Below are 12,793 nucleotides of genomic sequence, written 5' to 3'. Positions count from 1 at the left end.
TAGGGAGGTGTTGACTTGAAAAGTGGAAGGTAATTTTTCCTTGGTTATTGAGCAATTGAAACTCAAGTTCTTCTTCCAATTCAAAGACATTTTTTAAGAAATGGTCGATGATATACCAAAAAGAGTCAATAACGTCATCAGGCAAATTGGTAACAATGCCAAAGCTAGCAGACCGCATGTGGGTATTGGTAAAAGCCATGTTTCTGCCCCCTTTCTTTTCCCTTATCATACAGCAAATAGGATTAAAAATCAAGAAAAGGTGATTTTTTGGAAAGAAAAAAAGGTGATACATAGGGTTAAGAACCGCGGCTATTAGGGTATGGTTATCAATTGGAGTAGTTTTTACGTCAGTGTAAAATTCATTACTATTTTTGACTTTTATGTTCACGTTTATCAAAATAAGCCCCTAGGATATTGCCGGAAGCATCATCAATGGCTAGGTGTAAGTTAGAGGTTTGCGCTCCAAACCAGGCATGAGGGCTGGCATTCATTTGGATGAGTTCTCCAGCAAATTTCTTTCTAGGTCTACTAGGATGTACCTTTTTAGGGTCTTCCAGGAAGTCTTCAGCCGTCGGTAAGATTGGATTGTCTAGAGGTTGATTCAGAGTCATTTTAGCTTGTTTTCTTATTCTCTTCTTTGTCTTTCTATGAGACTTAGGCGACAGGATGTTTTCCTTATAGAGTAGTTTACGAACAGTTGTATCAGAGAGGTTAATTTCCTCTTCTTCAGCTAGTAATTCACAGAAATGAAGGACATTTGGTTTATACGTTTCATAGGAGAGGTATTGCTTTAGGACACGTTCTTTGATTTCATCAGGGATTACCTGCTTTGGTTTTCGATTTCTGTTTCCGTGTCTGAAGGATTCTTTTCCTTTCTATTGATAGGCTAGTAGCAGACGATTGATTTGTCTTTCAGAAAGATTGAGTTCGACACAGGCCCGTTTCTTTGTTTTCTTTCCTTGGGCAATAATTTTTATCACAAGATATTTTTTCGTTTCATTCACATTTAGTTGGCTTCTTTTCATATGACTATTCTACCAAATAGGACATTTTCACGTTCGATTTACTAAAGACATTATCACATTCGAATTACACATAAATAAAAAAATGCTAAATTCCCAAACGAAGTTCCGCTGTTAGTAGAAGTGGAAGTTAGTGTGAGACGTTTGAATGCGGTTAAAGGTTAGTTTTTAGAACTTATGTTGGAATAATTTAGACGACTGGCAGACGTCTTCTGCAGGTATTTTAGAAATGCCGAGAAGCTTAGGAATTTCTTCTCCATAGGTAAAGGCAAAGAGCTCGTAGGCTGACTTTCCATTCAAAGCAGCACGTTTGACGCTGTTGACATGTGAACAGACGAGATTAATATCCTCCTGAGTTAAGTTGTCAAAAGAAGTTCCCTTTGGAAGAATGTCTCGAATCAGCGTGTGATTTTTCTCAATTCTCCCTTTCTGGTCAGAGCGATTAGGGTCACAAAAGAAAAGTTTACTCTCTCCTCGCACATCCATTTCGATATCATCGACTCTGGCAAACTCTCCACCATTATCTGTCAGGATGACAGGGAAGAGTTGAAAGAAATCTTTGTCAGCTTGGTGAAGAGTGTTCTTGATATCATAGAGGTGTTTGGTAACCTCACGGGCAGTTTTATTATCCAGCAGTCTAGCGAAGATAAAGTTACAGAAAGAGAGATTGAAGGTGAGTAGGACTTTACCTCCCATCCTCCCCAGAACTGTATCCATTTCCAGCCAAGAGTCTAGTTGATTCAGTGCTAAATAGTTTTGGAAATCCTCATAGGAACGGCCTTTTTTAGCTTCTTTAGGAATGGAAGGTAGTTTACTTTTTCTTCTTTCTTTGAATTTAACGGCTCGGGCTAGGTCAATAGGAGCGATAGATAGGTATCCTTTTCGGATATGTCGATAGACAGTTGAGGAGTTGACATCAAGGTTATGAGTTTTGAGGATATGATAGATGTGTTGTCCCTTTTTAACCCCATCAGAAATGACTTTGTCCATTTCCCAGAAGGTCTTGGAATTGAGGGGAGTTCCTTCACGAGCTTCGACAAGAGTTTGTTCGTATTGTTTTTGAGCTTGTTTAGCGAGATAGAAGATTTTCTGATAGCCACAGTTTTGTCTTCTTTTAGGACACCCATTACAGACAAAGGGAGCTTTGTCGAGTAAAGGGCAAGGAAGGTTATGGCATGTAGACTCTCGGACCTGTCTGTTTCGTTTGACTTCTTTGGAAACAGTAGTTGGGTCTTTTAGAATAAGTTGCCCGATAGCTTTGAAGGTTTCACCGCGCTCTAAGCCCAGTTGGATATCATTACGGTCTGAAAGGGTAAGGTGTTTATGTTTTGACATAGTTAGCCTCATTTCTAACTCAAACGTCTCACACTTAATTCCACCATAAAAATCCGTTTTAGACTAATTTCCACTTCGGTTAGGTAAGTAGAAGTTACTTTGAGAAGTTACGTTAAATAAAAAAATCTTCCAATTCCCTTGCAAAAATGAAGAAAGTGTGATAACATAGTACGGTATGTGGTGCTAGCACATCCGCTATATTAGATCTAATAGGAGGAAAACACAAATGGCTAAAGTATGTTACTTTACAGGTCGTAAGACTGTATCAGGAAACAACCGTTCACACGCGATGAACCAAACAAAACGTGCCGTAAAACCAAACCTTCAAAAAGTTACTGTACTTATCGATGGTAAACCTAAAAAAGTTTGGGCTTCAGCTCGTGCTTTGAAATCAGGTAAAGTTGAACGCGTTTAATAATAAAAGTAAGGAGACCTTAGGGTCTTTTTTCTTTTACTGTAGATATAAAATCATTTGAAAAATAGAGTAAATATCCGCTGATACAGTATTCTGCTTTTACACTTGGGCTGAAATATGATAAAATAGAGTATCAACTAGTTGAGGTAAAAAGGATGACTGTAAAAATTAATACAAAAGATGGTCAAATCGAACTAACAGATGAAGTAATTGCAACCGTCGTAGGTGGAGCAGCAACTGAAATTTTTGGTGTGGTCGGTATGGCTAGTAAAAATGCCCTCAAAGATAATTTCCAAGCCCTTCTAGGTAAGGAAAATTATTCCAAAGGTGTCGTCGTAAAAGCGGCCGAAGATGGCAGTATTGCAGTTGATGTATATACCGTGTTGAGCTACGGAACAAAGATTAGCGAAGTGTCAAAAAACATTCAAGAGCGTGTTCGTTTTAGCTTGGAAAACCAGCTTGGAATTACTGCTCAGACTGTAAATGTCTACATTCAAAATATCAAAGTTGTAGGAGAATAACCGTGTCAAAAATTACTACTAGCTTATTTCAAGAAATGGTGCAGGCTGCATCAACTCGCTTGAATAAGCAAGCTGAATATGTCAATTCATTAAACGTCTTCCCCGTTCCAGATGGAGATACTGGAACAAATATGGGGATGACCATCGAAAATGGAGCTAAAGAAGTTGCAGACAAGCCAGCTTCTACTGTTGGAGAGGTAGCGAGCATTCTTGCCAAAGGTCTTTTGATGGGTGCGCGGGGGAACTCAGGTGTTATTACGTCTCAGCTTTTCCGTGGATTTTCACAAGCCATCAAGGATAAAGACGAGTTAACAGGTCAAGACTTGGCCCTTGCTTTCCAAGCAGGTGTGGAAGTTGCTTATAAGGCCGTTATGAAACCAGTTGAAGGAACGATTTTGACAGTTTCTCGTGGAGCTGCTATCGGTGCTAAGAAAAAAGCTGAGCAGACAGATGACGCTGTTGAAGTCATGCGCGCAGCTTTGGAAGGTGCTAAAACAGCTCTAGCTAAAACGCCAGACATGCTTCCAGTATTGAAAGAAGTTGGCGTTGTGGACTCAGGTGGTCAAGGACTGGTCTTCATCTACGAAGGTTTCCTTTCAGCCCTTACTGGCGAATATATTGCATCTGAGGACTTTGTAGCCACTCCTGCCAACATGAGTGAGATGATCAATGCAGAGCATCATAAGTCTGTGGCTGGTCACGTAGCGACTGAGGACATCACATTTGGTTACTGTACTGAAATCATGGTAGCTCTTAAGCAAGGTCCAACCTATGCTAAAGATTTTGACTATGAAGAGTTCCGTAACTACTTGAATGAACTTGGGGATTCTCTCCTCGTTGTTAATGATGATGAAATCGTCAAAGTCCATGTCCATACAGAAGATCCAGGTCTTGTTATGCAAGAAGGTCTCAAATATGGTAGCTTGGTCAAGGTAAAAGTTGACAATATGCGTAACCAACACGAAGCGCAGGTTGAGAAAGAAGCTGCTCAAGTTAGCAAACCAGCTGAAGAAAAAGAGTATGCTTTGATTGCTGTGGTGGCTGGTAAAGGTCTAGCAGATATCTTCCGTTCTCAAGGCGTAGATTATGTTATCGAAGGCGGTCAAACTATGAACCCTTCAACAGAAGACTTTATCAAGGCTGTTGAACAGGTCAACGCTCGTAACATCATCTTCCTGCCAAACAACAAAAACATCTTCATGGCAGCTCAATCTGCAGCAGAAGTTTTGGAGCAACCAGCAGTAGTGGTAGAGGCTCGTACTCTTCCTCAAGGTTTAACAAGTCTTCTTGCCTTTGATCCAAGCAAGTCAATCGAAGAAAACCAAGAGCGTATGACAGCTGCTCTTAGCGATGTCGTTAGCGGAAGCGTCACAACAGCCGTGCGTGATACAACGATTGATGGATTAGAAATCCATGAAAACGATAATCTAGGTATGGTGGATGGGAAAATCCTCGTGTCAAACCCTGATATGCACCAAACCTTGACTGAAACATTGAAACATATGTTGGATGAAGATAGTGAAATCGTAACCTTCTATGTTGGTGAAGACGGAAGTGAAGAACTTGCCAATGAAATTGCCCAAGAAATCGCAGAAGAATTCGAAGATGTTGAAGTCGAAATCCACCAAGGCCAACAACCTGTTTACCCATACCTATTTAGTGTAGAATAAGATTAATGAAGGACTGAGAAATCAGTTCTTTTTTCTTTTTTAGTAAATGAAATCGGTATCTTTTTTAATAAAAACAAAAATAACATTCATAAATAAACATTAAAATAGAAAATTCAGAAAATTTCTTCTTTTCACTTGAAAATTTTTGAAAAAATGGTATGATAGTAACAAGTTATTTTTAAGAGGAAAGAAAGGGGAATAATGGAGAAAATCAGTTTAGAATCTCCTAAGACGGGGTCGGACCTAGTTTTGGAAACACTTCGCGATTTAGGAATTGATACCATCTTTGGTTATCCTGGTGGTGCAGTCTTGCCTTTTTATGATGCGATATATAATTTTAAAGGCATTCGCCACATTCTAGGACGCCATGAGCAAGGTTGTCTGCATGAAGCTGAAGGTTATGCCAAATCAACTGGAAAGTTGGGTGTTGCCGTCGTCACTAGTGGACCAGGAGCAACAAATGCCATTACAGGGATTGCAGATGCCATGAGCGATAGTGTTCCCCTTTTGGTCTTTACAGGTCAAGTGGCGCGAGCGGGGATTGGGAAGGATGCCTTTCAGGAGGCAGACATCGTGGGAATCACCATGCCAATCACTAAGTACAATTACCAAGTTCGTGAGACAGCTGATATTCCTCGTATCATTACGGAAGCTGTCCATATCGCAACTACAGGTCGCCTAGGGCCAGTCGTCATTGACCTACCTAAAGACGTATCTGCTTTGGAAACAGATTTTATCTATTCACCAGAAGTGAACCTACCAAGCTATCAACCGACTCTTGAGCCAAATGATATGCAAATCAAGAAAATCTTGAAGCAATTGTCCAAGGCTAAAAAACCAGTTTTGCTAGCTGGTGGTGGGATTAGTTATGCTGAGGCTGCTGCAGAATTAAATGAATTTGCAGAGCGCTATCAAATTCCAGTTGTAACCAGCCTTTTGGGGCAAGGAACGATTGCAACGAGTCATCCCCTCTTCCTTGGGATGGGAGGAATGCACGGGTCATTCGCAGCTAATATTGCCATGACAGAAGCCGATTTTATGATTAGTATTGGTTGCCGTTTCGATGACCGCTTGACGGGAAATCCAAAGACCTTCGCTAAGAATGCTAAGGTTGCCCACATTGATATTGACCCAGCCGAGATTGGCAAGATTATCAGTGCAGATATTCCTGTAGTTGGAGATGCTAAGAAAGCCTTGCAAATGTTACTAGCAGAACCGACAGTTCATAACAATACTGAAAAATGGATTGAGAAAGTCACTAAAGACAAGAACCGTGTTCGTTCTTATGACAAGAAAGAGCGTGTGGTTCAACCGCAAGCCGTTATTGAACGAATTGGTGAATTGACGAATGGAGATGCCATTGTGGTAACAGACGTTGGTCAACACCAAATGTGGACAGCCCAGTATTATCCATACCAAAATGAACGTCAGTTAGTGACTTCAGGAGGTTTGGGAACGATGGGATTCGGAATTCCAGCAGCAATTGGTGCTAAAATTGCCAACCCGGATAAGGAAGTAGTCTTGTTTGTTGGGGATGGTGGTTTCCAAATGACCAACCAGGAATTGGCTATTTTGAACATTTACAAGGTGCCAATCAAGGTGGTTATGCTGAACAACCACTCACTCGGAATGGTTCGCCAGTGGCAGGAATCCTTCTATGAAGGTAGAACATCAGAGTCAGTCTTTGACACCCTTCCTGATTTCCAATTGATGGCACAAGCTTATGGCATTAAAAACTATAAGTTTGACAATCCTGAGACCTTGGCTCAAGATCTTGAAGTGATCACTGAGGATGTTCCTATGCTAATCGAGGTAGATATTTCTCGTAAGGAACAGGTGTTACCAATGGTACCAGCTGGTAAGAGTAATCATGAGATGTTGGGGGTGAAGTTCCATGCGTAGAATGTTAACAGCAAAACTACAAAATCGTTCAGGAGTCCTCAATCGCTTTACAGGTGTCCTATCTCGTCGTCAGGTTAATATCGAAAGCATCTCTGTTGGAGCGACAGAAGATCCGAATGTATCGCGTATCACCATTATTATTGATGTAGTTTCACATGATGAAGTGGAGCAAATCATCAAGCAACTTAATCGTCAGATTGATGTGATTCGCATTCGAGATATTACAGACAAGCCTCATTTGGAGCGCGAGGTGATTTTGGTTAAGATGTCAGCGCCAGCTGAGAAGCGCGCTGAGATTTTAGCGATTATTCAACCTTTCCGTGCAACGGTGGTGGATGTAGCGCCAAGCTCGATTACCATTCAGATGACAGGAAATGCAGAAAAGAGCGAAGCTCTATTGCGAGTCATTCGACCATACGGTATTCGCAATATCGCTCGAACTGGTGCAACTGGATTTACCCGCGATTAATACTCTTCGAAAATCAAATTCAAATCACGTCAGCTTTGCCTTACCGTACTCAAGTACAGCCTGCGGCTAGCTTCCTAATTTGCTCTTTGATTTTCATTGAGTATAAAAATATTTTAAATTTGTTAAACCAGCCTAAAAGGCAATAAAAATAGAAAAGAGAGAAAAACTATGGCAGTTCAAATGGAATACGAAAAAGATGTTAAAGTAGCAGCACTTGACGGTAAAAAAATCGCCGTTATCGGTTATGGTTCACAAGGACATGCGCATGCTCAAAACTTGCGTGATTCAGGTCGCGATGTCATCATCGGTGTACGTCCAGGTAAATCTTTTGACAAAGCAAAAGAAGATGGATTTGACACTTACACAGTAGCAGAAGCAACTAAATTGGCTGATGTTATCATGATTTTGGCACCAGACGAAATCCAACAAGAATTGTACGAAGCAGAAATCGCTCCAAACTTGGAAGCTGGAAACGCAGTTGGATTTGCTCATGGTTTCAATATCCACTTTGAGTTTATCAAAGTTCCTGCGGATGTAGATGTCTTCATGTGTGCTCCTAAAGGACCAGGACACTTGGTACGTCGTACTTACGAAGAAGGATTTGGTGTTCCAGCTCTTTACGCAGTATACCAAGATGCAACAGGAAATGCTAAAAACATTGCTATGGACTGGTGTAAAGGTGTTGGAGCAGCTCGTGTAGGTCTTCTTGAAACAACTTACAAAGAAGAAACTGAAGAAGATTTGTTTGGTGAACAAGCTGTACTTTGTGGTGGTTTGACTGCCCTTATCGAAGCAGGTTTCGAAGTCTTGACAGAAGCAGGTTACGCTCCAGAATTGGCTTACTTTGAAGTTCTTCACGAAATGAAATTGATCGTTGATTTGATCTATGAAGGTGGATTCAAGAAAATGCGTCAATCAATTTCAAATACTGCTGAGTACGGTGACTATGTATCAGGTCCACGTGTAATCACTGAACAAGTTAAAGAAAACATGAAAGCTGTCTTGGCAGACATCCAAAATGGTAAATTTGCAAATGACTTTGTCAATGACTACAAAGCTGGACGTCCAAAATTGACTGCTTACCGTGAACAAGCAGCTAACCTTGAAATTGAAAAAGTTGGTGCAGAATTGCGTAAAGCAATGCCTTTCGTTGGTAAAAACGACGACGATGCATTCAAAATCTATAACTAATTGATAGAAATTAAGGTGAAGGCGAGTTGGGGGACTAACTCGCTTTTATAATCAATTCATCTCTCTTTTAAGAGGATGGATTACGATAAGTATGAAATAGTCTAGGAGAAAAAGATGTTAAGTTCAAAAGATATTATCAAGGCTCACAAGGTCTTGAACGGTGTGGTTGTGAATACACCGCTTGATTATGACCATTATTTATCGGAGAAGTATGGTGCTAAGATTTATTTGAAAAAAGAAAATGCCCAACGTGTTCGCTCTTTTAAAATTCGTGGTGCCTATTATGCTATTTCCCAGCTCAGCAAGGAAGAGCGTGAACGTGGGGTAGTCTGTGCCTCTGCGGGAAATCATGCGCAGGGAGTAGCCTATACCTGTAATGAGATGAAAATTCCTGCTACTATTTTTATGCCAATTACAACTCCGCAACAAAAAATTGGTCAAGTTCGCTTTTTTGGTGGGGACTTCGTAACCATTAAACTAGTTGGAGATACCTTTGATGCTTCAGCTAAAGCAGCCCAAGAATTTACAGTCTCTGAAAATCGTACCTTTATTGATCCCTTTGATGATGCTCATGTTCAAGCTGGTCAAGGGACAGTTGCTTATGAGATTTTAGAAGAGGCTCGAAAAGAATCGATTGATTTTGATGCTGTCTTGGTTCCTGTTGGTGGTGGTGGTCTCATTGCTGGGGTTTCTACCTATATCAAGGAAACAAGTCCAGAAATTGAAGTCATTGGGGTAGAGGCTAATGGAGCACGTTCCATGAAGGCTGCCTTTGAAGCTGGTGGGCCTGTTAAACTCAAGGAAATTGACAAATTTGCGGATGGGATTGCTGTACAAAAGGTAGGTCAATTGACCTATGAAGCAACTCGTCAACATGTTCAAACTTTGGTAGGTGTCGATGAGGGATTGATTTCTGAAACTTTGATTGACCTTTACTCTAAGCAAGGGATTGTCGCAGAACCTGCTGGAGCGGCTAGTATCGCTTCTTTAGAGGTTTTAGCTGAATATATCAAGGGGAAAACCATTTGTTGTATCATTTCTGGAGGAAATAATGATATCAACCGTATGCCAGAAATGGAAGAGCGCGCCTTGATTTATGATGGGATCAAGCATTACTTTGTGGTCAATTTTCCACAGCGTCCAGGAGCATTGCGTGAATTTGTAAATGATATCCTGGGGCCAAACGATGATATCACACGTTTTGAGTATATCAAAAGAGCTAGTAAGGGGACAGGGCCTGTATTGATCGGGATTGCTTTGGCAGATAAGCATGATTATGCAGGTTTGATCCGTAGAATGGAAGGTTTTGATCCGGCTTATATTAACTTAAATGGGAATGAAACGCTTTATAATATGCTTGTCTGAGGACTAATAAAAAAATATCATATTATTTGCACAACTGATGTATAGGTGCTATAATGAAGATGAAGAAAGGGGCGATTCCTATGGTTTTAGGAAGCTTATCGTGCAATTCTTACTTCTGTTCATTATAGCACTTATGATATTTGGCTCAGATTTCCATCCTTCATTTTGATTTCCCATCTATTTTGAAAAGTAAACTCACACGGTCTTTAAGATGTGATTTGATTTCTTTTCATTGACAAATATACCATATTAAAAGGATATATAAGTAATTGACTAAGCTTATCTGTATTGTCATCTTTATTAAGGATGGTTTAGATAATCGGGTGTTTGGTTTTAGGCTAGCACCTCAATATCCAAATGAGTGATGAATTTGAAGAATATAAGGAATAGCTATCTATTAGATGATTTCTTGAGGAAGAAAGATAGGAGTTTTTGAGCTAGTGAAGGCTTGGATTTCTAAAGGTTAGGACTGTCATCTTCAGCTCTTAAATCGAAGAAATAAGCTATCTTACGGAAATAGAGAAGCATTTTTTAAAAAGCTTGAATAATTTTGCACCTTAAGAGGGTAATAATACAATATTTTTATTAGCAAATATTTATGGTGTAAAGGCTAGCAAAACCTATATATTATCGGCTTTAAAAAGGAAGTAAGAAAATTCTGAACTAATTATTTTCGTTGAATATATGTTTTTTTATTGACAAAAGTAGTAAAAACGTATACAATTAAATATTGTAAAGAAGAAAATAGGAGAAAAACATGGCTAAGTCAAACTTTGAAAAAGTAGAATCAGTTGTTGGCTGGGTTCGTGATAAGAAAATCACAGGCTACCGTATCTCTAAAGAAACGAATGCGCGTGAAATGTCTATCATTGCTCTGGCGCAGGGTCGTGCAAAAGTAAAAAATATTTCATTTGAAACAGCCCTAGGCCTAATTGATTTCTATGAAAAAAATCATGAAAAATTTGAAGATTAATCTTTGGATAACGGCGGATTCTTGACCCTCAAGTAGTAGAGATAGAGAATCTGCCTTTTCATTTTGGACAGCAAAAAGACTGCACGATTGATGCAGCCTTTTCTTTTTATTTGAGATAGCGTTGAAGGAATTCTTTTGTACGGTCTTCTTTAGGATTGGTGAAGAGGTCTTCTGGTTTGCCTTCTTCAGCGATTACACCCTTATCCATGAAGATAACACGGTGAGAGACATCACGGGCGAATTCCATTTCGTGAGTTACAACAATCATGGTCAAGCCTTCTTGAGCCAGGTCCTGCATGATTTTGAGGACTTCTCCAACCATTTCTGGATCGAGAGCTGATGTTGGTTCATCAAAGAGAATAGCGTCCGGATTCATGGAAAGGGCACGAGCGATGGCCACACGTTGTTTTTGACCACCTGAGAGTTGTTTTGGTTTCGCTTGCCAGTAGCGTTCCCCCATACCGACCTTTTCAAGGTTTTCTTTGGCAATCTTTTCAGCTTCTGTGCGTTCACGTTTAAGGACTGTTGTCTGAGCGACTATTGTGTTTTCAAGCACGTTGAGATTTTCGAAGAGGTTAAAGGATTGGAAAACCATTCCCAACTTTTCACGGTATTGCGTGAGGTCATAGCCTTTTTTGAGGACGTTTTGTCCATGATAAAGGATTTGTCCATCAGTTGGTGTTTCAAGTAGGTTAATAGAGCGTAGGAAGGTTGATTTCCCGCTTCCAGAGCTTCCGATGATAGAGATAACTTCTCCCTTGTGGACAGTGAGTGAAATGTCTTTTAACACTTCGTTTTGTCCATAGGATTTTTTGAGGTGTTTAATTTCAAGGATTACTTGGGTCATTATTTCAAATCCTCCGTTTGCATTTGGTTAGCACCTGTAGTATAGGTATCCATGTCCATGCGGCGTTCGATGAAGCGTAGGATACGTGTTACGGTGAAGGTGAGGACAAAGTAAATCACGGCGATGATTGTAAATGTCTGGAAGTATTGATAGGTTTGAGTTGCCACAGTATTTCCTGAGAAATAAAGTTCGACAACAGAAATAACGTTCAATACAGATGTATCTTTGATATTGATGACAAATTCATTACCAGTTGCTGGTAGGATGTTACGGACAACCTGAGGTAGGACAATCTTACGCATGGTCTGGTTATGGGTCATACCAAGAGCAGTCGCAGCTTCAAATTGTCCCTTGTCAACTGCTAGGATACCACCACGGACGATTTCAGTCATGTAGGCACCGGTATTGATTGAAACGATGAAGATAGCAGCTAGTGTACGGTCAAGGTTGATCCCGAAAGCTTGGGCAGTTCCATAGTAGATAACCATCGATTGAACGATCATTGGGGTACCACGGAAAATTTCAATGTAGACATTGAGGATCCAGCCGACTAGTTTTTGTAGGCCATAAATAGCTTTATTCTCAGATAGAGGAGCAGTACGGAAGACACCAATGGCAAGTCCGATAATGAGACCTATGATGGTTCCGACGATAGAGATTAAAAGAGTGATACCAGCACCACGCAAGAGTTGTTGCCAGTTTTCAGAAAGAATTTTAGTGACTTGGCTAAAGAAACTACTGCTAGTCTCTTCAGTTGTTGTAGCTTCGGCAGGTTGTTCCTTGATCATACGATCCATCAAGGCAACTTGGTCGTCTTTTGAAATGGTTTCAATGCTGGCATTGATTTGGCTAATACGAGTGTCATCTTTACGAAGTCCAATGGCGATAGCTGTATCTTCTTCCCCAGTTTTGAAACCTGGTTCTACTTGGACCATCTTAAACTTAGAGTTCGCAGCTTCGGCAGTCAGTGCTTCTGGGCGTTCAGAAACATAGGCATCAATGACACCAGCCTCAAGAGCTTGGCGCATTTGAGCGAAGTCTCCCATGGCTGTTTCTTTTTTAGCACCTGGGATTTGTGCAATC

12 protein-coding genes and 1 pseudogene are annotated in these 12,793 nt (G+C 40.4%); 8 read left to right on the top strand and 5 right to left on the bottom strand.

Annotated features, from left to right (window positions below):
• From SMIDD26_RS13280 to SMIDD26_RS08835, 3 genes and pseudogenes are all read right to left on the bottom strand, one after another.
• The coding region (locus SMIDD26_RS13280; protein WP_419986661.1) for a DUF960 family protein at nucleotides 1–199 on the bottom strand (199 nt) is incomplete at its 3' end.
• 184 nt (nucleotides 200–383) lie between these two features.
• A pseudogene (locus SMIDD26_RS08840) lies at nucleotides 384–1,004 on the bottom strand (helix-turn-helix domain-containing protein); the annotation flags it as partial.
• A gap of 186 nt (nucleotides 1,005–1,190) precedes the next feature.
• Nucleotides 1,191–2,357, bottom strand: a complete 1,167-nt coding sequence (locus SMIDD26_RS08835; protein WP_061439859.1) for an IS30 family transposase — start codon at nucleotides 2,355–2,357, stop codon at nucleotides 1,191–1,193.
• Nucleotides 2,358–2,583: 226 nt separating this feature from the next.
• Here SMIDD26_RS08835 and rpmB point away from each other — a divergent pair, with 226 nt between their 5' ends.
• The 8 genes from rpmB to SMIDD26_RS08795 all read left to right on the top strand — a co-directional run bounded on the left by rpmB (nucleotide 2,584) and on the right by SMIDD26_RS08795 (nucleotide 10,863).
• A complete protein-coding gene (rpmB, locus tag SMIDD26_RS08830; RefSeq protein ID WP_001140948.1) occupies nucleotides 2,584–2,772 on the top strand; it encodes a 50S ribosomal protein L28 in 189 nt (62 codons plus the stop codon).
• 155 nt (nucleotides 2,773–2,927) lie between these two features.
• Entirely contained in the window at nucleotides 2,928–3,293 is a 366-nt protein-coding gene (locus SMIDD26_RS08825; RefSeq protein WP_000216437.1) for an Asp23/Gls24 family envelope stress response protein, read from the top strand.
• 2 nt (nucleotides 3,294–3,295) lie between these two features.
• The gene (locus SMIDD26_RS08820; protein ID WP_061439858.1) at nucleotides 3,296–4,963 is read left to right on the top strand and encodes a DAK2 domain-containing protein; all 1,668 of its coding nucleotides are present in this window, start codon (nucleotides 3,296–3,298) and stop codon (nucleotides 4,961–4,963) included.
• A gap of 201 nt (nucleotides 4,964–5,164) precedes the next feature.
• Nucleotides 5,165–6,865 carry an acetolactate synthase large subunit gene (locus SMIDD26_RS08815; protein WP_061439857.1) on the top strand — a complete coding sequence of 567 codons (1,701 nt, stop codon included), beginning with the start codon at nucleotides 5,165–5,167 and terminating at the stop codon, nucleotides 6,863–6,865.
• Nucleotides 6,858–7,334 (top strand): acetolactate synthase small subunit, encoded by a 477-nt coding sequence (gene ilvN, locus SMIDD26_RS08810; protein ID WP_042901661.1) that lies wholly within the window; start codon nucleotides 6,858–6,860, stop codon nucleotides 7,332–7,334. Before SMIDD26_RS08815 ends, ilvN begins: the two co-directional genes overlap by 8 nt.
• Before the next feature lie 168 nt (nucleotides 7,335–7,502).
• Nucleotides 7,503–8,525, top strand: a complete 1,023-nt coding sequence (ilvC, locus tag SMIDD26_RS08805) for a ketol-acid reductoisomerase (RefSeq protein ID WP_000290683.1) — start codon at nucleotides 7,503–7,505, stop codon at nucleotides 8,523–8,525.
• Between the two features lie 114 nt (nucleotides 8,526–8,639).
• Complete coding sequence (gene ilvA, locus SMIDD26_RS08800; protein ID WP_000952975.1) at nucleotides 8,640–9,890, top strand: threonine ammonia-lyase IlvA; 1,251 nt, start codon at nucleotides 8,640–8,642, stop codon at nucleotides 9,888–9,890.
• 757 nt (nucleotides 9,891–10,647) lie between these two features.
• Complete coding sequence (locus tag SMIDD26_RS08795; protein WP_001130036.1) at nucleotides 10,648–10,863, top strand: capsule biosynthesis transcriptional regulator; 216 nt, start codon at nucleotides 10,648–10,650, stop codon at nucleotides 10,861–10,863.
• Between the two features lie 106 nt (nucleotides 10,864–10,969).
• Here SMIDD26_RS08795 and SMIDD26_RS08790 read toward each other — a convergent pair whose 3' ends face one another.
• The gene (locus SMIDD26_RS08790; protein WP_061439856.1) at nucleotides 10,970–11,710 is read right to left on the bottom strand and encodes an amino acid ABC transporter ATP-binding protein; all 741 of its coding nucleotides are present in this window, start codon (nucleotides 11,708–11,710) and stop codon (nucleotides 10,970–10,972) included.
• On the bottom strand, nucleotides 11,710–12,793 hold a 1,084-nt coding region (locus SMIDD26_RS08785; protein WP_134990271.1), incomplete at its 5' end, for an ABC transporter substrate-binding protein/permease. The genes SMIDD26_RS08790 and SMIDD26_RS08785, both read right to left, overlap by 1 nt.

Origin of the sequence: Streptococcus mitis, from assembly GCF_001579035.1 — a bacterium.
GTDB lineage: Bacteria > Bacillota > Bacilli > Lactobacillales > Streptococcaceae > Streptococcus > Streptococcus mitis_J.
The sequence above is the reverse complement of the archived record's forward strand: the minus strand, read 5'-3'. Positions and strand labels throughout refer to the sequence as shown.